Raw genomic sequence first — 23,250 nt, forward strand, 5'->3', positions numbered from 1 at the left:
GGCGCGACCCGGTCGCGCCATGAAGAACCATCAGGAACGGCGCGTGGCGATGCCTTCCTCACTCTCTTTTTTCGCCTCCAGACGCTCAACGTCGCGATACCAGCGCGGGTGATGCTTCTGCGCCCAGCGGCGGCTCACTTTCCCTTCGACCATCCCCTTAATCGACCCTTTCACCCAGAATGCCATATACATATGGATAAGGATGGCGTGAATCAAAATAATCGCCGAGGTGGCGTGAAGCAGCAGGCTGTAGCGAATGACCTCGATCGGGAAGAAAGGGGCAAACCAGGGACGCCAGATGATCACTCCGGTCACCAGCAGCACAAAAATCATGCTCATGATGGTCCAGAACATCATCTTCTGCCCGGCGTTATATTTGCCGACGCGGGCCACTTTATGTTCATTGCCCTTCAGCACTTCAACAATGCCCTTCAGCCACGGGATGTCCTGCTTGTCCGGAATGTTATGCTGGACAAAACGCACAAACATCAACATCAGCGCCATGAAGATAGCCACGCCGAAGAACGGATGCAAAATGCGCCCCATCTGCGGCGTACCGAAGGTTTCCGTCAGCCACTGCAGCGTCGGGAAAAAGAACGAGATCCCGGAGAGCGCCACCAGAAAGAAACAGATAACCACCGTCCAGTGACAGGCGCGATCGATAAACCTGGTGCGCACAATCATTTTCGATTTATGCATCATGCTCCTCCTCGTCGTCATCCACTTCTTTATTCGGCCCGATGCCGATGTAGTGGTAAATCAGGCCAGCAAAGGTGGCGATAAAGCCGACCGCCGACAGCGGTTTAAGCGCCCCCTTCCACAGATTAATACTGGTATCTATCTGCGGCTGCTTCGGCAAATTGTGGTACAGCTCAGGCTGGTCGGCATGGTGCAGGACGTACATCACGTGGGTACCCCCCACCCCCGGCGGGTTGTAGACCCCGGCCTGTGGATAGCCGCGCTTCTTCAGCTTTTCCACGCGCTCGTGCGCCACCTCCAGCATCTCTTTCTTAGTACCAAAATGAATCGCTCCGGTTGGGCAGGTCTTCACGCAGGCCGGCTCCTGGCCGACGCTGACGCGATCCACGCAGAGAGTACATTTATAGACCCGGTTATCCTCTTTATTGAGCCGCGGGACATTAAATGGACAGCCGGCAATGCAGTAGCCGCAGCCGATACAGTTCTCCTGCTGAAAATCGACGATGCCGTTGGCGTACTGAATAATCGCTCCGGCGGAAGGACAGGCTTTCAGACAGCCGGGCTGCTCGCAGTGCATGCAGCCATCTTTGCGGATCAGCCACTCCAGCTTGCCGTTCTGCTCGGTTTCGCTAAAGCGCATCACCGTCCACGATTTTGCGCTCAGGTCCGCCGGGTTATCGTACACCCCGACGCAGTGCCCCACCTCGTCGCGGATATCGTTCCACTCGGAACAGGCCACCTGGCAGGCTTTGCAGCCCACGCAGGTGGAGACATCAATCAGCTTGGCCACTTCCGCCTTGTAGTCCCGCGCACGCGGCGCGGGGGTAATCGGGTTGGTTGCGGAGCGCTGAATAATGTCCTGTGTTTCCATCGCCATTGAATCGCTCCTTACGCTTTCTCGATGTTGACCAGAAACGCTTTGTACTCCGGCGTTTGCGAATTGGAATCGCCGACGTTTGGCGTCAGGGTGTTGGCGATGTAGCCCTTCCGCGCCACCCCTTCAAAGCCCCAGTGCAGCGGGATGCCGACGGTTTCTACCTGCTGGCCGTGAACGTTGAGCGTCCGCAGACGGCGGGTCACCACCGCCACCGCGCGGATAAAGCCGCGCTGGCTGCTCACCGTCACCCGATCGCCGTTGGCAATCCCTTTCGCCTGCGCCAGACCTTCGCTGATTTCCACAAACTGTTCCGGCTGGGCAATGGCGTTGAGCCGCGCATGCTTGGTCCAGGTATGGAAATGCTCGGTCAGACGATAGGTGGTCCCGACGTACGGGAACTTATCTTTCTTCCCTAAGCGCAGGGCGTCGTCTTCATACAGACGCACCACCGGACTGGAGATCACGTTCGGGTGCAGCGGGTTGGTACCCAGCGGCGTTTCCATCGGCTCGTAATGTTCCGGGAACGGACCTTCCGCCAGCTTATTGAGGGCAAACAGACGCCCCAGCCCCTCCGGCTGCATGATAAACGGCCCGGTGTTGCTGCCCGGCGCGGCGGTATTGAAGTCAGGGATATCGTTCCCCGTCCACTTCGTTCCGTTCCACTGGACCAGCATCCGTTTCGCATCCCACGGTTTGCCGTTAATATCCGCCGAAGCGCGGTTATACAGCACGCGGCGGTTGAGCGGCCACGCCCAGGCCCAGCCCAGCGTATTGCCCAGTCCTGACGGATCGGCGTTATCGCGGTTGGCCATCTGGTTACCCTGCTCCGTCCAGCTCCCGGCGTAGATCCAGCAGGACGATGCCGTGGTGCCGTCATCGCGCAGCAGCGCGAAGCTGCTCAACAGCTGGCCTTTTTTCGCCAGCAGGACGCCGTTGCCGTCATACAGATCCGCCAGCGCATAGCCGTTGTTCTCTTTCGCCACCTCTTCCGATTCCGGATGATCCGGCTGTTTGTAGCTCCAGCTCATCTTCAGCAGCGGCTCGGCGCCTTTCCCACCTTCGGTGCGATACATTTCGCGCAGGCGATGGTAAATCCCAGCCAGAATTTCGCCGTCGTTACGCGCTTCGCCCGGCGCATCCTGGCCTTTCCAGTGCCATTGTAGCCAGCGTCCGGAGTTGGCAATCGACCCGTCCTCTTCCGCAAAGCAGGTGGACGGCAGACGGAACACTTCGGTCTGAATCGCCGCCGGGTCGACATCGTTCGACTCGCCGTGGTTTTGCCAGAAGGTCGAGGTTTCGGTCACCAGCGGGTCGATAACCACCATGTACTTCAGCTTGCTCAGGCTGCGGACCACCTTGTTTTTGTCCGGGAACGAGGCCACCGGGTTAAAGCCCTGGCAGATATAGCCCGTGACCTGACCTTTATCCATCATGTTGAAATACTTGATGACGTCGTAAGCCTGGTCCCACTTCGGCAGCCAGTTAAAGCCCCAGTCGTTCTCTTTCTGCGCCGCATCGCCGTAAAACGCTTTCATCAGGCTGACCGCAAACTTCGGATAGTTGCTCCAGTAGTTCACCTGATCCGCAAGCGTGGCTTTTGGCGTGTTGGCGTTCAGCCAGGTCTGCCAGTCGCTCTGTTTTTCTGATGGCAGCGTCAGATAACCCGGCAGGCTGGTAGAGAGCAGACCTAAGTCGGTTAAGCCCTGAATGTTGGAGTGACCGCGCAGGGCATTCACCCCACCGCCCGCCATCCCCATGTTGCCGAGCAGCAGTTGGATCATCGCCATGGTGCGGATGTTCTGCGCCCCGACGGTATGCTGCGTCCAGCCCAATGCGTACAGGAAAGTGGTGGTCCGGTCCGCGGCGCTGGTCGACGCCAGCACTTCGCACACTTTCAGGAAGTCGGCTTTCGGCGTCCCGCAGATGTTCTCCACCACTTCCGGCGTGTAGCGCGAGACATGCTGTTTCAGCAGGTTCCATACGCAGCGCGGATGTTGCAGGGTCTCATCGCGCAGGGCGTAGCCATTTTCGTCGAACTGATAGTTCCACGATGTTTTGTCATACTGCCGTTTTTCAGCGTCATAGCCGCTGAACAGCCCGTCATCAAAGGCAAAATCGTCGCGCACCAGCAGGTTGGCGTTGGTGTAGTGTTTAACGTATTCCGCGTTAATTTTGCCGTTTTCAATCAGGTACAACAGCACCCCCGACAGGAAGGTAATGTCGGTGCCGGAACGAATCGGCGCATAGATATCGGCCACCGATGCCGTGCGCGTAAAGCGCGGGTCGACGACGATAAGCAGAGCATCGTTGTTGTTTTTCGCCTCCATCGCCCAGCGGAATCCCACCGGATGGGCTTCAGCGGCGTTGCCGCCCATCACCATCACGACATTAGCGTTTTTGATATCAACCCAGTGGTTGGTCATCGCACCGCGACCAAATGTTGGAGCAAGACTTGCTACCGTTGGTCCGTGTCAGACGCGCGCCTGGTTATCCACTGCCAGCATGCCGAGCGAGCGCGCAAATTTCTGCGTCAGCATCCCGGTTTCGTTACTGGCCGCCGAGGCGCACAGCATCCCGGTTGAAAGCCAGCGGTTAACCACGGTGCCCTGCTCGTTTTTCTCAATAAAGTTGGCATCACGGTCGGCTTTCATCAGCCTGGCGATCCGGTTGAAGGCGTCGTCCCAGGAGATACGCTGCCATTTGTCAGACCCCGGCGCGCGGTATTCCGGGTAGCGCAGTCGGTTGTCGCTATGAACATAATCCAGCAGCCCCGCGCCTTTCGGGCATAGAGCGCCCCGGCTGACCGGATGATCGGGATCCCCTTCAATATGATAGATGGCTTCTTTCGCGTTCTTCGCGCCGTCGCCGAGGCTATACATTAATAGCCCGCAGCCCACGGAGCAGTATGTGCAGGTGTTGCGGATCTCTTTGGCGCGCAATAATTTGTAATTACGCGCCTGAGCCAGCGCCATTTTGGGTGCGAAACCCAGGGCAGCAGCTGTTGTTCCGGCCATACCGCCTGCGCAGATTTTAAAAAACTTTCTGCGGCTGACGTCCATTGATTTTCTCCATGCAGGATGCGTGTTCATCGCGGGGGAAACTACCAGCAATGCCCCTGATTTTTTTGCGTCAAATCAATGTCGAAAACCGTCGCCCCCTTAATAGTCAAGGTCAGCGGATTTCATTACCCCCTTGGTATTAAGCGCGAAGGAAAACAGGGGCCAGACGGAATGAAAAAGTGTTATAAATCGGCTCTTGATAAATATCGGTGTCAGGTTTGACATGGAAAAGAAAAAAGCGACGTTGACCGGTCTGGCCGCCATTGTACTGTGGAGCACGATGGTCGGATTAATCCGCGGCGTCAGCGAAGGGTTAGGCCCGGTCGGCGGCGCGGCAATGATCTATACGCTGAGCGGCTTGTTGCTGCTGACCACCGTCGGGTTTCCCCGGCTGCGGCAGATGCCGCGCGCCTATCTGCTGGCCGGCAGTCTGCTGTTCGTCAGCTATGAAATATGTCTGGCGCTGTCGCTGGGCTTTGCCGGCAGCCGTCAGCAGGCGATTGAAGTCGGGATGGTCAATTATCTGTGGCCTAGCCTGACGATACTCTTTGCCATTCTCTTTAATGGGCAGAAAACCAGCTGGCTGGTCGTACCCGGCTTATTTCTCGCGCTGCTTGGCGTCACCTGGGTATTAGGCGGCGAGCACGGACTGAATAGTGATGAAATTACCCGCAACGTCGTCTCCAGCCCCCTGAGCTATATTCTGGCTTTTGTCGGCGCATTTATCTGGGCGACCTACTGCACGGTCACCGCGAAATATGCGCGCGGCAAAAACGGCATTACCCTGTTTGTTTTATTAACCGCCCTGACCCTGTGGCTGAAGTTTATGCTCAGCGATCAACCGCCGATGATTTTCAGCTGGCCGGTGGTCATTAAGCTGGTGATGTGCGCGGTGGCGCTGGGATTTGGCTATGCGGCCTGGAACGTCGGTATTCTGCACGGCAACGTCAGCCTGCTAGCGGCCGCCTCTTACTTTACCCCGGTGCTCTCTTCGGCGCTGGCGGCGGTGCTGCTCAGCGCGGCCCTCTCCTGGCCGTTCTGGCAGGGCGCCGGTATGGTTTGCGCCGGCTCCCTGCTCTGCTGGTATGCCACCCGACGCTAACCGAGGTCGCCTCCGGCCACCGGCAGCGTGACGCCGGTGATATAACTGGCCTCATCGCTGGCGAGAAACAGGATAGCGTTCGCCTGTTCCGCCAGCGTGCCGTAGCGATGCATCAGGCTGCTCTCCACGGTTTGACTGACCACCTGTTGATACCACTCCTGCTCCTGCGCCGTGGGCGTTTGCGGATTGCGCGGGGTTAAGCGCGCTGGCGCTTCGGTCCCGCCCGGTGCCACGGCGTTGATGCGAATCCCGCTGCCGCTGTACTCCATGGCAATCGAACGGGTCAACGCATTGACCCCGCCTTTCGCCGCCGAGTAAGGCACCCGGTTAATCCCCGCCGTGGCGACGGATGAGACGTTAACGATGCTACCCTTGCCCTGTTTCAGCATCCACGGCAGCGCCGCGCGGCAGCCCCACAGCGTCGGAAACAGCGAGCGACGAATCTCTTGTTCAATCTGATCCGGCTGATATTCGGCAAACGGGCGCGCCCAGATTGTCCCGCCGATGTTATTGATCGCCACGTCCAGACGGCCAAAACGGGCGACCCCGGCGGCAAAAGCCTGCTCGGTGCTCTCCCACTGTTCGAGGTCCGCTTCCAGCGCCAGCACCTCGCTGCCGCTCTCGGCCAGCGTCGCCGCCAGTTGGTGAACATAGTGCGAACGGTCGATCAGCAGCAAACGGGCGCCCTCGCGGGCGGCCTGCTCTGCCGTCTGACGGCCAATGCCCTGGGCCGCGCCGGTAATAGCCACCACGTGATGTTGAAAACGCATCGCTCCTCCTTATGCCGCCGCACTTTGGCTGGCGAGAAATTTTTCATACCAGAAACCGGCCGGATTAATTCCCCGCTCGCGAAGCGCGCCGGAGACCGCGTTGACCATCGGCGGCGGGCCGCACAGATAGATGTCGACATCGCCATCGTTAAGCATCGCCTCATCAAGATGCCCGGTGACAAACCCACGCTGCGGGCAGGCGCTCTGTTCATCGGCAACGACCGGCAGCCAGCGGAAGCCGGAAAGCTGACCGACGAAGGCATCCAGCGCCTCGGCTTTCACCAGATCATCGTCGCGGGTGACGCCGTAAAGCAGCGTGATTGACCGGGTGCTGCCCTGCCGGGCAAGGGTGTGCAGCATCGACAGCAGCGGCGCCAGCCCGGTCCCGCCCGCCAGCATCAACAGCGGGCGTTCTCCGTTACGCAGGTAGAAGCTGCCCATCGGACCGCTGAGGATGAGACGATCGCCCGCCGCCGCCTGGCGCGTCAGCCACTGACTCATTATACCGCCGGGCACATTACGGATCAGGAAGCGCCCCTCGCGCTCGCCCGGAAGCGAGCTGAAAGAGTAAGCGCGTACCTGCGGGGTGCCCGGTACCTGAATGTTGATGTATTGTCCGGGCAGAAATGCCAGCGGCTCATCCAGGCGGAGCACAAGTTCAATGGCGGTCTGCGACAGATGATTGACCTGCATCACCGCCGCGCCGGTGCTGGCCAACGCGGTTTTGCACTGCGCCGCCGCCACCGGGACATCAATCACGCAATCGCTGGTCGGGATCATCTGACAGGTCAGCACCTGACGGGCGTCGGCCTCTGCTTCGCTCAATGCCTCCTCCAGATACTCTTCCCCCATGCCATAATCGCCGCTGGCGCAGTGACATTTGCAGGTGCCGCAGACGCCGTCCGCGCAGTCCATCGGCAAGTTGATCTTCTGCCGGTAGGCGGCGTCCAACACTTTTTCTCCCGCATTGCACTGGATAAAACGGGTAATGCCATCCTCAAAATTGAGTGCGATAGTAAACATGACCACCTCTTAAATATGGTAAACGTCAATCACCTGACGGATATAATCGTTGTTCAGGCGCACCGTTTTACGCAGGATTTGCGGTTTGCCGTCGCAGAGCGTCAAAGCCACGCAGGTCGAGCCAAACCATGCGTCGGTGTGCTGATAGCGGTGGCTGTAAGTCACCCAGTTGTAGCGCGCCTCCACCCCTTGCTCATGTTCGCCGAGCAGCTCAACGTTGCTGATCATGTGGGTGGTGCGCGGCTCCGGCGTGCTGGCGCCGGAACGTTCCGTTTTGATGCGGTAGACGCGGTCTTCAAGCCCCTCGCGGTTCGGGTAATAGATCAGCGATATTTCGCGCTGCGGGTCGCGGGTCAGCTTGTCGTCATCCCCCCACGCCGGCATCCAGAACACCACTTTTGGGCTGTAGCACGTCAGCCATTCATCCCACTGGCGGTCGTCGAGCAGGCGGGCTTCGTAATAGAGAAACTGGCGAATCTGTGCAAGCGTCAGCATTACACCACCTCCACGCGTTGGGTTATCGACTGTTCATAGCGCTGTTGCTCTTTTTCCAGCGCCGCCAGCATGGTCTTTTGCCAGTGATGGTGATGGGCGATGTACAGCGCTTCATCCTCCGATTTCACCCCGCTGAGCAGCGGCGTGAATCCGGCATGCCGCGCGTGCTCATCCGGGCCATCAACCCAGTGCAGCGCACCGCGGCTGAGATCGCTCCACGCCAGGTTCTCACCGAGATAACCGCGCTGACAGGCGCTGAACTCTTCCAGATCGTCCGGCGTTCCCATGCCGCTGACGTTAAAAAAATCCTCATACTGACGAATCCGCAGCGCGCGGGCCTGGTCCGGCTCGCCTTTCGGGGCAAAGCACCAGATAGTGACTTCGGTTTTGTCCACGGCGAGCGGGCGAATGACGCGGATCTGCGTGGAGAACTGGTCCATCAAATAGACATTGGGATAGAGGCACAGATTACGCGTTTCATTGACCATCTGGTCGGCGCGCCGCTCACCAAACTCGGCCTGTAAGCGGGCCTGATGGGCGTAGACCGGGCGCACTTCCGGGTTCAGCGCCCGGGTCCACAGCAGCATATGGCCGTTTTCGAAACCGTAACCGCCGCCGAGACTTTTCGACCAGCCGTTGGCATCGACGGAATGCGTCCCTTCAGCCTCGTAGTTGCGCCGCGACATTGTGGAGGCGTAGTTCCAGTGCACCACGCTGACATGATAGCCGTCGGCACCGTTTTCCGCGCCCAGCTTCCAGTTGCCCTCGTAGACATAGCTGGAGGAGCCTTTCAACACCTCCAGCCCCTGCGGCGCCTGATCGACCATCAGATCGATAATTTTGCAGGTTTCGCCGAGGTAGGTTTCCAGCGGCTGCACGTCCTCGTTGAGGCTGCCGAATAAGAAACCGCGATAAGCGGCAAAGCGCGGCAGCTTTTTCAGGTCGTGCGACCCTTCATGTTTAAAGGTCTGCGGATATCCGCCGCTGCTTTCATCTTTGGCTTTGAGTAATTTACCGTTGTTAGCGAAGGTCCAGCCGTGGAACGGACAGGTAAACGCGTTTTTATTGCCGGTTTTACGGCGGCAGAGCATCGCGCCGCGGTGGGCGCAGCTGTTAATTAAAGCATGCAAGGCATTATTTTTATCGCGGGTGATAATAACCGGCTGGCGCCCGAGGGTCAGGGTAAAATAATCGCCAGGCTCAGGGATTTGACTTTCGTGGGCGAGGAATACCCAGTTACCTTCAAATATATGTTTCATCTCCAGTTCAAATAACTGAGCATCGGTGAAAATAGAACGATGGCAGCGGTAAATATGTTTTTGCCGGTCAACAATTAATGCATTGCTGATTTTATCTTTTAATAGCGAGAGTGTTTTTTGCATGAGCTTCGCCCTCCTGCAGAATTCAGGAATTAATAAAGTCAGAGAGAATAATCAATTCAGGAATATCCCCGGCCGCGCGGCAGGCCGGGCAATAGTATGACTCACCGCCCCGGGCGCACCGGCCCGGGAGGTGTACCGGTCATGACTCTTGTGCGCGCAGGCGGGAAATACGCTGCTCTTCTTCGGCGTTGAGGGCCGGGCACAAGGTAAAGTCGAAGCGAACTTCGGTGTGCTCGCCGTCGAGCTTACGCTGCGCAATCAGCTCACGATCGGTAATTTTAACCGGGTCGGCAATCAGGCCATCGCGGGTGGCGAAGGCAAAGTCGTCCCACAGATACTTATCGCCGTTGAGGTTAATCTGGCTGGTTAAATGCTTGTGGCCCGGCGCGGAGACAAAGAAGTGAATATGCGCCGGACGGTTGCCGTGACGACCCAACTGGTTAAGCAGCTTTTGCGTCGGACCATCCGGCGGGCAACCGTAACCGGAAGGCATGATACTGCGCACGCTGTAGCGGCCATCTGCGCCGGTACGGATGCGGCGGCGCAGGTTGTATTCACTCTGGCTCTGGTCGAAGAACGAGTAGTTCCCGAGGGTGTTGGCATGCCAGATATCCACAATCGCGTTGGCGACCGGACGGCCCTGGGTATCGCAAACCTGACCGTGCAACCACATGACCTCCCCTGCATCGAGACCGTCATCCATCCGCGCGTGCCCTTCGACAAGCGGCGCATTGGCAACGTACAGCGGCCCTTCAATGGTACGCGGCGTGCCGGTTTCGCGATGCGCTGCGGCGTCGATCGCATCCTGACGCAGATCGAGGAAATGTTCCAGTCCGAGACCTGCCGCCAGCAGCGCCGCTTCCTGACGTCCGCCCAGTTCGTGCAGATAGTTCACCGCATGCCAGAACTCTTCCTGGGTAATATTATAATCGTCGATCAGGGTGCATATATCTTCCAGTACACGATGGACAATGACTTTAAAACGCTCATTACCGCCGGGAACGGTTAACCCGGCACTTTCACGTAATAATTTCTGCACGGCTTCTTGTTGTACGAAAGAATTTTTCATTGTGATTCTCACTTATTGCTTGCAGGTGGCTTGTAGGGTTTACGCCGGCCTGTCCGGCGCGAGGTTTTTATTATTTTTAGCTATCGTCTTCACGAATCGAGGAGGGATGGCGGCACAAGGCCTCCACGCGGATTTCCATAAACGGGTATAATGGCAACCCCATTAATATCTGGTGCAACTCATCAGCATCACGCACATCAAAAATACTGACATTGGCGTACAGTCCGGCGACGCGCCAGATATGTCGCCAGGTGCCTGCTCGTTGTAATTGCTGCGAATAGGCTTTTTCTCGTTGTTTAATGTCTTCAAGCTCGGCGGCGGGATAGCCCAGCGGGATCTTGACGGTCATATCCACTTTAAACAGCATATTTTTCTCCTGTCATGCCCTACGCTTTGCGGGCATAGAAGTGCAATTTATCTTCATCAAGTTCGACACCTAAGCCCGGGGTCTGAGGCACAACGACGCTGCCGTTGGCGAAGGTCAGCGGCACGCTGACGATGTCATCTTTGAGCAGCAACGGGCCGAACATTTCCGTGCCCCATTGCAGCGGCAGCGTCGACCAGGCGTGCAGCGATGCGACGGTGCCGACGGTGCCTTCCAGCATGGTTCCGCCATACAACCCGATACCCGCCGCCTGCGCGACATGCGCCAGGGCTAAAACGCTGGCCGGGCCGCCCGCTTTGGCGATTTTCAGCGCATAGGCACCGCTAAAGCCCTGCTGCGCCAGGCGATAACCATCGTAATGCGTCGCCACCGCTTCATCCGCCAGAATCGCGGTTTCAATATGCTGACTGAGGCGAACCAGCGCCGCGCTGTCCTGCGCGCTAACCGGTTGCTCAATTAAGTCGATGCCCATTGCCGCCAGTTCACGACAGCCTTTGGCCGCCGCGGTGGCGTCCCAGGCCTGGTTAACGTCGACGCGAATACTCGCCCGATCGCCCAGCGCCTCGACAATCGCCCGGGTGTGGCGTAAATCGGTCGCCAGTTCGCGCGCGCCGATTTTTAACTTAAATGCCTGGTGACGGCCTTCGGCCAGCAGCCTTTCCCCTTCGGCGATGTCCTTGCTGGTCTCCCCGCTCGCCAGGGTCCACAGCACCGGCAGCGACGTCTGCAGCGCGCCGCCCAGCAGCGCCGAAACCGGCAGCCCCAGCGCCTTGCCCTGCGCATCCAACAGCGCGGTTTCAATCGCCGATTTGGCGAACGTATTACCTTTGATGGCGCTGTTGATACGCTGCATCAGCGCATTCAGGTTATCGGCGGGCTGCCCCTTGAGCAGCGGCGTCAGGTAATGGTTAATGGCGCTGGAGATGGCTTCCGGACTCTCGACGCCATAGCTCAACCCACCGATGGTGGTCGCCTCGCCGATTCCACAAATGCCGTCAGAGCGCGTAATGCGGACAATCACCAGCGTCTGGCAACCCATGGTTGTCATCGAGAGTTTGTGCGGGCGAATGGTCGGGACGTCAACCAGCCAGCTTTCAATGCGTTCTACGGTCGCGGTCATGTTTTCTTCCTGCTCGTTAAATACATAACTTTTTGTGCCGCCAACCATAACGAGGGGTGACGGTGACTTTGACAATAGGGGCGAGCCGGTGAAATGGTCAACGGCGATAATCGAAATGTTGTGCGATTATCGACGCGCTTGTTAAAATGAGGTTAATAGTGTGATCCGGGTGGTAAAACGGGCACATTCCGTCGCCGCCCTTTTTCCCCGCGGTATAGTGGTGCCCCGTGAGCTTTTGTTTTCGAACGGAGAGGAATTCAATGAGCGCGACACCGCCAACCCCCCTCAGCGCCAGGCAGGCCGAACACGACCCGAATTTCATGCTGTCGCTGGCGCGCGGGCTGGAAGTTCTCAATGCCTTTACTCCCCAGCGCCAGCGGCTGACTATCTCGCAGCTCAGTCAGAAAACGCAGATTTCCCGCGCCGCCGTCCGCCGCTGCCTGTATACCCTCGCCGCGCTCGGCATGGTGCACAGCCCGGATGGACGCAGCTATGAATTGCTGCCGCGGGTATTGGCCGTCGGCCACGCCTACCTGGCCGGGACGCCGCTGGCGAAAGTGGCCCAGAGCGCGCTGGATAATCTCGGTAAGACCCTCGGCGAGTCCTGCTCCGCCGCCACCCTCGATGGCGATAACGTGCTCTACATCGCCAGGGCCGCCGTCAACAATCTGCTGAGCGTCGACATCGGTCGCGGCAGTCGTCTCCCCGCGTGGGCGACCTCAATGGGCCGCGTCCTGCTTAGCGCCCTGGCGGAAGAACAGCTAAACGTGACATTGTCACGCGCAAATTTACTTCGCTACACCCCGCATACGCTGTGTGATTTAGCGGGATTGCGGCAGGAAATAGCCCGGGTCCGTATGCAGGGGTACGCGATAGCCGATCGGCAAATTGAGGTGGGATTATGTTCGCTGGCGGTTCCGCTGCTGTCCCGCAGCGGCCAGGTGGTCGCTGCGCTCAATGTCGGCGTACCCGCCAGCGCCATGAGCGCCGCCGCGCTGCGAGAGAAAGCGCTGGACCCGCTGCGACGAGCGGCCATGGCGCTTTCTCTCCAGCTATAGGGCTAGTTCATTTTCGGCGCCTGCGCCAGACTGCGCCAGATCCCGGCGGCCAGCAGCAACAGCAGCACTCCGGCGGTGGCCAGCACAATACTGTGAGCGCTGATAAATGCGGTTTTCGCCGCGACAATCAGCGAATGCGCCGGAACCGCGGGCAACGACTGCGCCAGCGCGATCGCTTCGCTGATGGATGACGAGGCCTGCGCCGCGGTCTGGCCGTCCACCCCGACGGGCAGCACAATCGATGAACTGTAGCTGCGGGTCAGGATCAGGCCGAACAGCGCGATCCCCAGACCGGCCCCCAGCTCATACGCCATGGTTTCAATGGCGCCGGCCGCCGCCGCTTTCTCTTTCGGCGCCGCCGCCATAATGGCGGAGCTGGAAGCCAACAATGCGCTGGCGACGCTGAACCCTAAGAGAGTCATTAATCCCCATGCCAGCCACTGCTGGGTGCTGAAATCGGTCATCGACAGGCCAAGGAAACTGAGCGCGCTCAGCAGCATCCCGCCGGTTGCGACCTGGCGCAGACCGAGACGGGAAACCATCGCTCCGGCAACGGGGCCGCTAAACCCGCTCGCCAGCATCAGCGGCAGCATAAACAGCCCGGCTTCAAACGGCGTTTTGCCGTGGACGAACTGCAGTTCCTGCGCCATCAGCAGCTCAAAGCCGACGAGGGTGATCAGTGCGGTCATCGCCATCATCACGCCGCTTAAGATAATGCGATGGGTAAACAGGCGCATATCGACCATCGGAGTCGCGGCGGAAAGCTGCTGGCGAACAAAACGCACCAGCAGCGCCAGCCCCACCAGCGCGATCGCGCCGGTCATCCATACGGCCATCTGCCCTTTCAGCGCCGATTTTGCGCTGAACACCAGCATCAGGATCGCCACAATCAGCATCAATGCCTGGGTCAGATTAAGCGGCTGTTCGCGGCGCGCCGGCTGACGCGGTACCATCCGGGCGCTGAAGGCGATAACCGCCAGCACGATGGGAACATTGAGCAGGAACACCGATCCCCAGTAAAAATGTTCCAGCAGGATGCCGCCCACCAGCGGGCCGAAGGCGGCCCCGCCAGAGCCAATCGCCGCCCACAGGCCAAGCGCCATGTTGCGGTGACGCGCCTGCGAAAACGTGGTGCGGATACCAGCGAGCGTCGCCGGGACGATCATCGCCGCGCCGATAGCCAACAGCGCGCGGGAGCCGATCAGCGCCAGCGCTGTGGGTGAAAATGCCGCCGCCAGCGACGAGACGCCAAAAATAGCGCTGCCGAGCAGCAGCAGACGTTTAAAGCCGATTTTATCGCCGAGCGCGCCCATCGGCAGCACCATACCGGCCATCACTAATGAATAAATATCAATGATCCACAGCAGCTCATTGCTGCTGGTCCCCAACGACATACTAAGCGTTGGCGCGGCGACATGCAGTACCGTGGCGTCAATCGCCACCGGCAGATAAACCAGTAAAATCGCCACCAGCGTTAACCATTGCCGAGACATACCTTGTTCCTCTACTTTCCAAATTGGACACGCGTCCAGGATTGCGATCCTGCCGGATTATTGAACCACTGTCCAACTTTTTGTTAATATCGAGGAAAACCACGGCTCAGCGGGGAAATATGCACTACTTAAATCGGGAAGCTCGTCGGGAAGTGATCATGCTGGCGGCGATGCGCGTCGCGCTGCAGGGGGGATTAGGCGCCATGACCGTACGGCAAATCGCCGCTGTGGCTGAAGTCTCTACCGGACAGTTACATCACCATTTCACCTCCATCGGCGAACTTAAGGCGCAGGTCTTCGTCCGCTTAATTCGTGAAATGCTCGATATCCAGCTGGTCGCGGAAGACGCCAGCTCCCGCGAGCGTTTATTCTCAATGCTCGGCAGCGAGGATGGTCGGCTGGAACCCTACATCCGCCTGTGGCGCGAGGGACAGCTGCTTTCCGGTAGCGATAGCGACATCAAAGAGGCCTATCTGCTCACCATGTCGATGTGGCATGAAGAGACGGTCAGGATCATACGGCGCGGTTGTGACAGCGGCGAATTCCACCCCGTGGATAGCGCGGAGAATATCGCCTGGCGCTTAATTGCCCTGGTCTGCGGGCTGGACGGGATTTATGCGCTGGGAATGGAGGCTATCGACGACAGCGCATTTACACAATACATCAATCATTACATAACGTTAGAGCTGATGCCCCGCTAAAGACTTTGCGCCGCCAACAGCACGGCAGTTTGCATCACATTTCAGGTATAAGGCACAAACTGGCATCCTGTTCAGCAGACAAATCAGCCTCCGCGCCAGGGGCTGATGCGGTTAAAAACAGGCGCTAAAGAAGGGGGAAAGCTGTAGTCGCTGCCGGCTATGGCTTAACTCTTTTCGTGTTTCAGACCTGCGCCTGAAGCCTCTGACTCAGCCGGATGATACGTTTGTGAGGGAACCATGGGTAAATATGTCATTTTTATCAGCAGCCGCGGCGGGAAAGCCGTACCAAAAGACCAGGTGACATCCTCGTTGATTAAAGAGATGAAACGACAGGGATTCAGAAAACATCACCTTGATGTAGACGCTGAAAATGAAGCAGATGCCGTTAAAGCGTTAAATCAATTTAATGACGATTACCTGACGGAGGTCAAGGAGTACAGCGCAAGCACTATATTTATCTGCCTGTGCGCGATGGTTATTTTCATCGTTTTTCTCTTTTCAAATAGCTAGAGAATTTACGCCGCCAGGCTCACAAACACCGGTTCACAGACCGGCTTTCAGCGCCAACCAGAATCATCCGTCGGCGGTACAGGCGGCGCAAAACAGGCGATAATCGTGTGCAGCAGCAGTTTCGCCGGCGCGGAAAGCTGATTTTCATCACCGTATAACCCGACGCCAATATCACCCGCCGCGGGTAATTTCGCGCCATGAACGACCTGTAGCGAAGCAGGCATGCCCATTGTGGGCCGTAGCGCCACCCCCAGCCCTGCCGATGCGGCGGCCCAGATACCGTTCAGGCTGCGACTGGTAACGGCAATACGCCAGGGGATACCGGCTTTGTCTAACGCCCTGGTGGCGGCGGTGCGCATGATGCACGGCGCTTCGAAGGCCAGCAGCGGCAGCGGCTGGTTTCTGTCGAGGCAGCCGGAGAGATCGAACTCCGTCGCCGCGATCCATTGCAGCGACTGTCTTCCCAACAGATGATCAAAAGCCGGTTCGTCTGGCCCTTCCCAGCTCAGGGCCAGATCAAGTTCCTGGCGCATTAGCGCCTCGCGCAGCGGCGCATTTCGCGTGACGGTAACCGCGATCTCAACCTCGGGACAGGCGCGGGTAAACTGCCCGAGGACCGCCGGCAGTAGCACCTCGCCAAAATCTTCCTGCAGTCCAAGACGCACCTCGCCGCTTACCCTTCTGGCCCGGAGCGCAGTCCAGGCTTCGTCATTCAGGCTCAGCATGCGCCGCGCGTAGCTCAGCATGATCTCCCCTTCTGCCGTCAACGCCAGATGACGCCCGGCTTTTTTTACCAGCGCCGTACCGGTCTGCTGCTCAAGCTTTTTAAGCTGAGCGCTGATAGCCGATGTGGAACGCCCGAGGCGTTCGGCAGCCAACGCAAAACTGCCGAGTTCCATCCCGGTCACGAAAGCGCGCAGCGCGTCGGCATCAAAGGTCAGAGGTCGTCTGCTCATCATTAACCATCCCGTTTTTCAGGATTATTAGTCATAAATTATATGATTATCGAAACCATCATAACCGGATATCGTCTCCCTGACATCCCACCTATGAGGTTGAAAATGGACAAAGTTAATCTGACACGAGAAAACCTGGCGGCGCTGGCGCCAAAGCTGGCATCACTGAGTGAAGAGGTCCTGTTTGGCGATATCTGGCAGCGCCCGGCGCTGTCGCCGCGCGACAGAAGCCTCATCACTCTCAGCGCGCTGGTCGCGATGTATCGCCCGGAACAGCTTGCCTGGCACCTGAAATTTGCCCGCGCTAACGGCGTAACGGAGAGCGAAATCACCGAGCTTTTTACCCATCTGTCGTTTTACGCCGGATGGCCTGCGGCGGTGTCGGCACTGAATGTGTTTAGCCAGCCCGATACCGAATGAGGAGACATTTATGCCGGTAACCCACATTGCCATATCTGAGGCGCGCTTCGGGCAATGGCACGCTCAAATCTCCATCGATTTGCAGCAGGCGCTTGTCGATCATTTTTCGGTCCCGACAGGCGACTGTTTTCAGCTTTTTGACTGCTACAGCCCGCGACAGCGCGTGTTTGACCCTGACTACCTCTGCGGCGCAGAGGGCGGGCGCAGCGACGATTATCTGCTGTTTCAGATAACGGCCGGTAAAGCGCGCAGCCCTCATCAGAAACAGGCTTTTTATCAACATTTAGTCGCCAGACTTGAACAGTCGTTGGGGATCAGCCCGCACAACATCATGGTGGTCATTGCATTTACCGCGGCGGAGGACTGGTCATTCGGCTGCGGGAAAATGTTCAGCTTAACGGATATTCCGCCGCCGCTGTGAGCAACGTGCGGATAACGGAGGCTGAGTTCAGCGAGGGGCCGGAGACAGGCTTCACCCCCCCGCCCTGGCAATGATTGACTACTTCCCCGCCTCCGGATGGGTATCAAACGCCGCCATGACCGCTGCGAGTTCGGCTTCGGTAAAGCCATATTTGGTATCATCGACGCCAAGACCGAAGCGGGTTTGCAGCGCTTCATACAGCGCCGGAACATCCGGTAAATCAACCTTCTCGACCACATGGGCGTTATCCCAATGGGTGAAGTGGAAGTTGGTTAACGTCATTTTTCCGCCGTCCGGCAGATGACGGCACATCAGCAGATGGTGGCGGAAATGCGACTGCGGCCAGTGCGCCGACCAGAAATTCCCCATCACATAGTCAGCGGCATACTGGCGCCCGAGGTCGAAAAGGTACATCGACTGCCAGTGGCCGTGATGGCTGTACTGCAACGTCCATTCATCGCCTTCACAAATCAGCCGATAGACGCCGTGCGGAGTTGACTGTTCCGCATCCGCCAGCAGGCGGATGGGCGCGGTCAGGGTCTGGCCGCCGAAGCCGACATCGGCAATCCAGCGCTCGCCTTCAACCTCGACCAGCAGCAGGCGATGGGTTCGCGGCGGCATCTGCGGTGGATTCGCCAGCACCACGCGGCCCAGCAGGCTGCGGACATCAAAACCCAGCTCGCGCAGCGCCCGCTCCAGCAGCCCGTTTTGCTCAAAGCAATAACCACCGCGACGGCCATGAATCAGCTTCTCTTCCAGCGTCCGATCGTCGAGATGGATCTCTCTGGGCAACAGCACATCCAGATTTTCAAACGGGATCGCGCCATTGTGGTGAATATGCAGTTCGCGCAGGGTGCTAAGCGATACCTCAGGGGTTCCCGTCCAGCCCAGACGAGAAAAATAAGCGCTTAAAAATTGACTCATCAATGCCTCCAGCAATCGGTGTCCGACATTTATAGCCTGTTTTTCCCGCCTGACCAGCTATTTTGTGCGATCGCATTTATCCGCGCGCGCCGCGCTGCATCAAGGCCAGCGCGCCGAGCATCAACGCCAGGCCGGTCAACAGCGTCAGCGAGGCCATCGCCATGCCCTCGCCTATCGACCCCTGCTCAAACTGACGCCAGATAAATACCGCCACGGTTTGCGTCCCCGCCGGAGCCAGCAGCAGCGACGTCACCAGCTCGCGCGAAGCGATGGCAAACACCATCAGCATCGCCGCCAGCAGCGCCGGAAAGACCAGCGGCAGCACAATCAGACGCAGCGCCTGCAGCGGCGACGCGCCGTGCACTCGCGCCGCCGGTTCGAGATTCGTGCCCAACTGACGCAGGGCGCTGCCAACATAGCGCACCGGCCACGGCAGCAACAGGCAACAATAAGACAGCAGCAGCATCCATCCGCTGTTATAGGGCGAAACCGGCCAGAACGGCTGGTTCCACAGCAGAATCAGCCCGACGCCGACGACCACGCCCGGCAGCGCCGCTGGCACCAGCGACAGCGCATCGACGATCCCGCGGCCTTTGATTTTCTGCACCAGCACCAGCCACGCGACGACCAGCCCCAACAGACCGACGATCAGCGCCGAGGCCAGCGCCAGAGAAAGGCTGGTGCCCAGCGCCGACAGCGCATCCCCCTGCCGGGCAAACAGCGCGGCAAAATGGCGGAAGGTAAAATTATCGGCATGAATGCCGCCTGATAAGGTGCCCATCAGGCCGGTCAGAACCATCGCCGCCCCCGGCAGCAGCACCGCGACGCCTCCGATGCCCAGCATCAGCAGAACCGCGGGCAACGCCAGCCACCCCAGCTCCGCCCCACAATTTTCTCCCGGCTTGCCGGTCACGCTGGTGATCTCTTTATCCCCCACCAATCGCTTTTGCAACCACCAGGCCAGCAGCGCCACCGCAATCAGCAGCAGCGACAGCAACGACGCGCCGGGCAGATCGATGGGCCAGTCGGCCAGCTTTTTCTCGATACCGACGGTCAGCATCACCAGCCCGGCCCGCGTGCCCAGCGCCGCCGGGACGCCAAACTCCTCAATCGCCAGGGTAAACGCCAGCAGCATCCCTGCCGCCAGCGCCGGAGAAAGCATCGGCAGCGTAATATGCCAGAAGGCCCGCCAGGCGCTGGCGCCGTGAACGCGCGCGACGATCGCCAGCCGCTGGCCGCTCGCCAGCAGGCTGCGGGAGACGGCAAAATAGACCACCGGGAAAATATTAAAGGTCATCACCAGCACGATGCCGCTGCGGCTGAACAGCAGATCGTTCAGATCCCAGCCGGTTAGCTGTTGCAGATAGCCGTTGCTTTGCAGCACCAGCATCCACGACAGCGCCGCGATATAGGGCGGCGTGAGAAACGGGATCAGGAACAGCAGATCCCACAGGCGCGGCAGCGGAACATTAAACAGACCGCGCAGCACCCCCAGCGGCAGGCCGATAACCACGCACATCAGCGCCACGCCGCCGGCGACCCACAGGGTGCCGCCGAGCATCGGCAGGAGCTGAGGATCGGCTAACAGCGTCGGTACGCCGGTCAACGCTTCGCTCAGGGAACCGGCGCTAAAATGGGGGAAAATCGCCTGTAACACGATGAATAAAAGCGGTAACGCCACCAGCACCAGCAGCACCGTCAGGGTGACGCCGGAAATCAGTTTCTGTTTCACGGTATTTTCCTGGATACGATCTTACCCGGCTCGCGCTGCGCTTAGCCGGGCTACAGGTTCACAGCCATCTGCGGTCCAGTAGCCCGGACAGGCGCGCCAGCGCCGCCTCCGGGTAATGTGCCCGAGCAAACTTTCGCAACCCGGGAAAAGTTGGTTTACTGGGCGAAAAGCGTATTAAAGCGGGAAAGCACCGCGCTGCGTTCGCTCTTGCCATCGCTGGTGGTCGGCAGGATTTTCAGTTCTTTGAGCAGCGGGCGTTTGGCCGGGATATCGCTACGCGCAGGCATCAGCCACGCCCCGGCGACCAGCGCCTGGCCCTCCGGCGACAGCACGTAGTCCACGAAGGCTTTGGCATCGTCAGCATGCGCCGTGGTTTTGAGGATCATCATCGGTCGCGGGGCAATCACCGTGCCGCTGGCGGGGAAAATCACCTTCAGGGATTCACCCTGGTCGATATTGCCGTAAGAGACATAGTCCACCGCGCCAAACACCGCCGCTTTCGCCCCCTGCATCACCGGCGTCACCGCCTGCGCATTCGGCCCGCTGACCACCATGCCGTTCTTTTTCAGATCGTCGAACAGTGCCCAGGCCTTGTCGCCCATGCCATTTTGCAACCCGATCAGCAAATCCAGCGATGCGCCGGAGAGCGCCGGATCTGGCGTGGTGACCTTATCTTTAAACGCCGCTTCGGTCAGGTCGCGCCACTCTTTCGGCTCCGGGGTGCCACTTTTGCTGTTCCAGACGATCCCCAGTGCCGATATACCCTGCGCCACGTAATCCGCCGATTTCAGGTTCGCCGGGACCTTATCGGCATTGGCGCTTTGATACGGCAGCAGCCAGCCGCGTTGATGCAAATCTTCCGCGGTATCCCAGGAGGCGGAGATCAGCACATCCGCCTGCGGGTTGGCCTGCTCCGCATCAAGACGGGCCATCACTTTGCCGGTCGTGGCCTGGAAAATATTGACCTTCACCCCGGTTTTCTTCTCATAGCCGCTGGCGAGACTTTTCGCCAGCGAACCCGGTCCAGCGGTATACACGGTCAGCGCGTGGGCGCTGGACATCATGGTGGCAGACAACAACATCGCGAGCACAGCTCCTTTCTTAACGGTCATAACGGTTTTCATGCGAGTTCCCCGGAGGATGAAGTGATGGTACGAACGGCGGCAATAGTGCCGGCAGATAAATGAACAATTCGGTCGGCCAACAGTTCGGCTTCGCGGCGGTCGTGAGTCACATACACCGCGGTGATCCCCAGTTGACGCAGCAGACGGCTCATCTCCACGCACAGCGATTCGTGCAGTTCGCTATCGAGGTTGGAGAGCGGTTCGTCAAATAACAGCACGCGGGGTTCGGCGACGATAGCGCGAGCCAACGCCACGCGCTGCTGCTGGCCGCCGGAAAGGCCGGAAGGTTTACGATCGGCAAAGCCGCTCAGGCCAACCATCGCCAGCGCGTCATTCACCCGCTGCTGTCGGGCATCGCGCGCTACGCCGCGCATACGCAGAGGAAAGGCGACATTCTGCGCCGCCGTCATATGCGGCCACAGGGCGTAATCCTGAAAAACCATGCCGATGTCACGCTGCTCCGGCGGCATGCCCCAGCCGGGTTTCGCCACCAGACGATCGCCAAAGCGTATTTCGCCGCCAGCCGGGACGCTGAGCCCCGCCAGCAGGCGCAGCAGGGTGCTTTTGCCGCAGCCAGACGGCCCCAGCAGCGCCACGATGCTGCCAGCATCGATATGCAGGTCTATCTGATTCAGAACGGTATGAGTGCCGAAGGCGAACGAAACGCCGTCGAGTTTGATGCCGGTAAGCGCGCGCATTATCGCCCTCCCTGCCGGGAAAGCGTTGCTCCGCCCGCCGTCAACAGCCGACGGGCCGCACTCACCTGTGATAAAGACAGGAGAGCTAACATATTGTTATCCTCTTTGGGATTTAGTGGTGCCGACTATAGGGAGCCTGTATGACGTATTGATTACATTTTCATTGCGGATTAACGTGTTGTCTGGCACCAGACCCATTTACCAAGGAACGCTTATGAGCCGTTTTCGCCATGTTGAACTCCAGTACGCCAGCCGCCTGCTCAATCATGGGCCGACCATTCTGATAACCAGCTACGATGCCGCTTCGCAGCGCCGTAACGTCATGGCCGCCGCGTGGTCGATGCCGGTCGAGTTTGCGCCGCCCCGGCTCGCCATCGTGGTGGATAAGAGCGCCTGGACACGGGAAATCATTGAGCGCAACGGCACTTTCGGTATCGTCGTACCCGGTGTCGAGGCCGCCAGCTGGACCTACGCGGTCGGCAGCATCAGCGGACGCGATGAGGATAAATTTAACGCTTACGGCATTCCCGTCGTGCAGGGACCGGAGCTGGGACTACCGCTGATTGAAGAGAAGTGCCTGGCGTGGATGGAGTGCCGACTGTTGCCGCCAACGGCAGCTCAGGAGCAGTACGATACGCTGTTTGGCGAGGTGGTTTCCGCCGCCGCCGATGAGCGCGTTTTCGTTACCGGGCGCTGGCAGTTCGACGACGATAAGCTCAATACGCTGCATCATCTCGGCACCGGCAACTTTGTCGCCAGCGGCCGCCACGTGCGCGCCAATACTCTGGAAGAGTAAAGCCCGCAAGCCGGTAGCGGCAGGATTTCACGGCCTGCCCGGATGGCTGACTGCACAGTGCGTTTCAGGGAAATAGCCCGGCGGCGCTTCGCTGGCGCGGGCCTACGCGATCGGCGCATAACATCAACGCCCTCACTCGTCAGGACCATCGCGCAAGCAAATCCGCAGCCACCGCTAGCCCGACCGGTAGGCCGGGTAAGGCGTCAGCCGCCACCCGGCAAAATACCGGCACACCGTCGAGGCCAGCACAAGGGCCCATTACCCATTACGCAAGCAAACCCGCAGCCACCGCTAGCCCAACCGGTAGGCCGGGTAAGGCGTCAGCCGCCACCCGGCAAAAATACCGGCACGCCGTCCAGGCCAGCACAAGGGCCCATTACCCAAGCAAACCCGCAGCCACCGCTAGCCCGGCCGGTAGGCCGGGTAAGGCGTCAGC

At 59.1% G+C, this 23,250-nt stretch carries 22 protein-coding genes and 1 pseudogene; 7 read left to right on the forward strand and 16 right to left on the reverse strand.

Features of this window, described 5'->3' with window-relative positions; translation table 11 throughout:
- Positions 1–30: 30 nt before the first annotated feature.
- The 3 genes from fdnI to fdnG are packed head-to-tail and all read right to left on the reverse strand — an operon-like array spanning position 31 to position 4,635.
- Positions 31–699: a formate dehydrogenase-N subunit gamma gene (gene fdnI / locus CWM52_RS11690; RefSeq protein ID WP_100684264.1), complete on the reverse strand. Its 669-nt coding sequence runs from the start codon at positions 697–699 to the stop codon at positions 31–33.
- Positions 692–1,576: a formate dehydrogenase subunit beta gene (gene fdxH, locus CWM52_RS11695; protein ID WP_100684265.1), complete on the reverse strand. Its 885-nt coding sequence runs from the start codon at positions 1,574–1,576 to the stop codon at positions 692–694. Before fdxH ends, fdnI begins: the two co-directional genes overlap by 8 nt.
- 11 nt (positions 1,577–1,587) lie before the next feature.
- A complete protein-coding gene (fdnG, locus tag CWM52_RS11700) occupies positions 1,588–4,635 on the reverse strand; it encodes a formate dehydrogenase-N subunit alpha (RefSeq protein WP_100684266.1) in 3,048 nt (1,015 codons plus the stop codon).
- Positions 4,636–4,858: 223 nt separating this feature from the next.
- Here fdnG and yddG point away from each other — a divergent pair, with 223 nt between their 5' ends.
- A complete protein-coding gene (gene yddG / locus CWM52_RS11705; protein WP_100684267.1) occupies positions 4,859–5,737 on the forward strand; it encodes an aromatic amino acid DMT transporter YddG in 879 nt (292 codons plus the stop codon).
- Here yddG and benD read toward each other — a convergent pair.
- From benD to CWM52_RS11740, 7 genes are all read right to left on the reverse strand, one after another.
- Positions 5,734–6,507 (reverse strand): benzoate diol dehydrogenase BenD, encoded by a 774-nt coding sequence (gene benD / locus CWM52_RS11710; RefSeq protein WP_100684268.1) that lies wholly within the window; start codon positions 6,505–6,507, stop codon positions 5,734–5,736. The two genes, yddG and benD, sit on opposite strands and share 4 nt — an antisense overlap.
- 9 nt (positions 6,508–6,516) lie before the next feature.
- The gene (gene benC, locus CWM52_RS11715) at positions 6,517–7,530 is read right to left on the reverse strand and encodes a benzoate 1,2-dioxygenase electron transfer component BenC (RefSeq protein WP_100684269.1); all 1,014 of its coding nucleotides are present in this window, start codon (positions 7,528–7,530) and stop codon (positions 6,517–6,519) included.
- Between the two features lie 9 nt (positions 7,531–7,539).
- On the reverse strand, positions 7,540–8,025 hold the full coding sequence (gene benB, locus CWM52_RS11720; protein WP_100684270.1) for a benzoate 1,2-dioxygenase small subunit: 486 nt from the start codon (positions 8,023–8,025) through the stop codon (positions 7,540–7,542).
- Positions 8,025–9,407: a Rieske 2Fe-2S domain-containing protein gene (locus CWM52_RS11725; protein WP_100684271.1), complete on the reverse strand. Its 1,383-nt coding sequence runs from the start codon at positions 9,405–9,407 to the stop codon at positions 8,025–8,027. The genes benB and CWM52_RS11725 overlap by 1 nt, the downstream gene beginning before the upstream one ends.
- 139 nt (positions 9,408–9,546) lie before the next feature.
- Complete coding sequence (catA, locus tag CWM52_RS11730) at positions 9,547–10,476, reverse strand: catechol 1,2-dioxygenase (RefSeq protein WP_100684272.1); 930 nt, start codon at positions 10,474–10,476, stop codon at positions 9,547–9,549.
- Positions 10,477–10,552: 76 nt separating this feature from the next.
- Positions 10,553–10,843 (reverse strand): muconolactone Delta-isomerase, encoded by a 291-nt coding sequence (catC, locus tag CWM52_RS11735; RefSeq protein ID WP_100684273.1) that lies wholly within the window; start codon positions 10,841–10,843, stop codon positions 10,553–10,555.
- A 19-nt stretch (positions 10,844–10,862) separates the two neighbouring features.
- Positions 10,863–12,029 carry a muconate cycloisomerase family protein gene (locus tag CWM52_RS11740; protein WP_165785385.1) on the reverse strand — a complete coding sequence of 389 codons (1,167 nt, stop codon included), beginning with the start codon at positions 12,027–12,029 and terminating at the stop codon, positions 10,863–10,865.
- A 112-nt stretch (positions 12,030–12,141) separates the two neighbouring features.
- Here CWM52_RS11740 and CWM52_RS11745 point away from each other — a divergent pair.
- A pseudogene (locus tag CWM52_RS11745) lies at positions 12,142–13,039 on the forward strand (IclR family transcriptional regulator domain-containing protein).
- A 2-nt stretch (positions 13,040–13,041) separates the two neighbouring features.
- Here CWM52_RS11745 and CWM52_RS11750 read toward each other — a convergent pair.
- The gene (locus CWM52_RS11750) at positions 13,042–14,532 is read right to left on the reverse strand and encodes a SmvA family efflux MFS transporter (RefSeq protein WP_100684276.1); all 1,491 of its coding nucleotides are present in this window, start codon (positions 14,530–14,532) and stop codon (positions 13,042–13,044) included.
- Positions 14,533–14,651: 119 nt separating this feature from the next.
- Between CWM52_RS11750 and CWM52_RS11755 the strand changes: the two genes are divergently transcribed.
- Together CWM52_RS11755 and CWM52_RS11760 are read left to right on the forward strand one after the other, a co-directional pair.
- Positions 14,652–15,233 (forward strand): TetR family transcriptional regulator, encoded by a 582-nt coding sequence (locus CWM52_RS11755; protein WP_100684277.1) that lies wholly within the window; start codon positions 14,652–14,654, stop codon positions 15,231–15,233.
- Between the two features lie 237 nt (positions 15,234–15,470).
- Positions 15,471–15,743, forward strand: coding sequence for a hypothetical protein (locus CWM52_RS11760; RefSeq protein ID WP_100684278.1), 273 nt, complete (start codon positions 15,471–15,473; stop codon positions 15,741–15,743).
- A 47-nt stretch (positions 15,744–15,790) separates the two neighbouring features.
- Here CWM52_RS11760 and CWM52_RS11765 read toward each other — a convergent pair whose 3' ends face one another.
- Positions 15,791–16,699 carry a LysR substrate-binding domain-containing protein gene (locus CWM52_RS11765; RefSeq protein WP_100684289.1) on the reverse strand — a complete coding sequence of 303 codons (909 nt, stop codon included), beginning with the start codon at positions 16,697–16,699 and terminating at the stop codon, positions 15,791–15,793.
- A gap of 105 nt (positions 16,700–16,804) precedes the next feature.
- On the opposite strand from CWM52_RS11765, the gene CWM52_RS11770 reads away from it, so the two are divergent.
- Together CWM52_RS11770 and CWM52_RS11775 are read left to right on the forward strand one after the other, a co-directional pair.
- Positions 16,805–17,119: a carboxymuconolactone decarboxylase family protein gene (locus tag CWM52_RS11770; RefSeq protein WP_100684279.1), complete on the forward strand. Its 315-nt coding sequence runs from the start codon at positions 16,805–16,807 to the stop codon at positions 17,117–17,119.
- Between the two features lie 10 nt (positions 17,120–17,129).
- Positions 17,130–17,540, forward strand: a complete 411-nt coding sequence (locus CWM52_RS11775; RefSeq protein WP_100684280.1) for a tautomerase family protein — start codon at positions 17,130–17,132, stop codon at positions 17,538–17,540.
- 78 nt (positions 17,541–17,618) lie between these two features.
- Here the strand turns inward: CWM52_RS11775 and nhoA are convergent, their stop codons facing one another.
- The 4 genes from nhoA to CWM52_RS11795 all read right to left on the reverse strand — a co-directional run bounded on the left by nhoA (position 17,619) and on the right by CWM52_RS11795 (position 22,021).
- Positions 17,619–18,464: an N-hydroxyarylamine O-acetyltransferase gene (gene nhoA, locus CWM52_RS11780; RefSeq protein WP_100684281.1), complete on the reverse strand. Its 846-nt coding sequence runs from the start codon at positions 18,462–18,464 to the stop codon at positions 17,619–17,621.
- Positions 18,465–18,540: 76 nt separating this feature from the next.
- Complete coding sequence (locus tag CWM52_RS11785) at positions 18,541–20,196, reverse strand: ABC transporter permease (RefSeq protein WP_100684282.1); 1,656 nt, start codon at positions 20,194–20,196, stop codon at positions 18,541–18,543.
- A 155-nt stretch (positions 20,197–20,351) separates the two neighbouring features.
- Positions 20,352–21,320 (reverse strand): ABC transporter substrate-binding protein, encoded by a 969-nt coding sequence (locus tag CWM52_RS11790; protein WP_100684283.1) that lies wholly within the window; start codon positions 21,318–21,320, stop codon positions 20,352–20,354.
- Positions 21,317–22,021 carry an ABC transporter ATP-binding protein gene (locus CWM52_RS11795; protein WP_165785386.1) on the reverse strand — a complete coding sequence of 235 codons (705 nt, stop codon included), beginning with the start codon at positions 22,019–22,021 and terminating at the stop codon, positions 21,317–21,319. The genes CWM52_RS11790 and CWM52_RS11795 overlap by 4 nt, the downstream gene beginning before the upstream one ends.
- Positions 22,022–22,232: 211 nt before the next feature.
- Here CWM52_RS11795 and CWM52_RS11800 point away from each other — a divergent pair, with 211 nt between their 5' ends.
- A complete protein-coding gene (locus CWM52_RS11800; protein WP_100684285.1) occupies positions 22,233–22,814 on the forward strand; it encodes a flavin reductase family protein in 582 nt (193 codons plus the stop codon).
- Positions 22,815–23,250: the final 436 nt, after the last annotated feature.

This window comes from Raoultella sp. T31 (assembly GCF_002806725.1).
In the GTDB taxonomy this organism is placed as follows: Bacteria; Pseudomonadota; Gammaproteobacteria; order Enterobacterales; family Enterobacteriaceae; genus Klebsiella; species Klebsiella electrica.

Excerpts from the sequence above, each read along its gene's own strand:
- fdnI (WP_100684264.1), bottom strand. The coding sequence starts at position 699 with ATGCATAAATCGAAAATGATTGTGCGCACCAGGTTTATCGATCGCGCC.
- fdxH (WP_100684265.1), bottom strand. The coding sequence starts at position 1,576 with ATGGCGATGGAAACACAGGACATTATTCAGCGCTCCGCAACCAACCCG.
- yddG (WP_100684267.1), top strand. The coding sequence starts at position 4,859 with ATGGAAAAGAAAAAAGCGACGTTGACCGGTCTGGCCGCCATTGTACTG.
- benD (WP_100684268.1), bottom strand. The coding sequence starts at position 6,507 with ATGCGTTTTCAACATCACGTGGTGGCTATTACCGGCGCGGCCCAGGGC.
- benC (WP_100684269.1), bottom strand. The coding sequence starts at position 7,530 with ATGTTTACTATCGCACTCAATTTTGAGGATGGCATTACCCGTTTTATC.
- benB (WP_100684270.1), bottom strand. The coding sequence starts at position 8,025 with ATGCTGACGCTTGCACAGATTCGCCAGTTTCTCTATTACGAAGCCCGC.
- CWM52_RS11725 (WP_100684271.1), bottom strand. The coding sequence starts at position 9,407 with ATGCAAAAAACACTCTCGCTATTAAAAGATAAAATCAGCAATGCATTA.
- catA (WP_100684272.1), bottom strand. The coding sequence starts at position 10,476 with ATGAAAAATTCTTTCGTACAACAAGAAGCCGTGCAGAAATTATTACGT.
- catC (WP_100684273.1), bottom strand. The coding sequence starts at position 10,843 with ATGCTGTTTAAAGTGGATATGACCGTCAAGATCCCGCTGGGCTATCCC.
- CWM52_RS11740 (WP_165785385.1), bottom strand. The coding sequence starts at position 12,029 with ATGGTTGGCGGCACAAAAAGTTATGTATTTAACGAGCAGGAAGAAAAC.
- CWM52_RS11750 (WP_100684276.1), bottom strand. The coding sequence starts at position 14,532 with ATGTCTCGGCAATGGTTAACGCTGGTGGCGATTTTACTGGTTTATCTG.
- CWM52_RS11755 (WP_100684277.1), top strand. The coding sequence starts at position 14,652 with ATGCACTACTTAAATCGGGAAGCTCGTCGGGAAGTGATCATGCTGGCG.
- CWM52_RS11760 (WP_100684278.1), top strand. The coding sequence starts at position 15,471 with ATGGGTAAATATGTCATTTTTATCAGCAGCCGCGGCGGGAAAGCCGTA.
- CWM52_RS11765 (WP_100684289.1), bottom strand. The coding sequence starts at position 16,699 with ATGAGCAGACGACCTCTGACCTTTGATGCCGACGCGCTGCGCGCTTTC.
- CWM52_RS11770 (WP_100684279.1), top strand. The coding sequence starts at position 16,805 with ATGGACAAAGTTAATCTGACACGAGAAAACCTGGCGGCGCTGGCGCCA.
- CWM52_RS11775 (WP_100684280.1), top strand. The coding sequence starts at position 17,130 with ATGCCGGTAACCCACATTGCCATATCTGAGGCGCGCTTCGGGCAATGG.
- nhoA (WP_100684281.1), bottom strand. The coding sequence starts at position 18,464 with ATGAGTCAATTTTTAAGCGCTTATTTTTCTCGTCTGGGCTGGACGGGA.
- CWM52_RS11790 (WP_100684283.1), bottom strand. The coding sequence starts at position 21,320 with ATGAAAACCGTTATGACCGTTAAGAAAGGAGCTGTGCTCGCGATGTTG.
- CWM52_RS11800 (WP_100684285.1), top strand. The coding sequence starts at position 22,233 with ATGAGCCGTTTTCGCCATGTTGAACTCCAGTACGCCAGCCGCCTGCTC.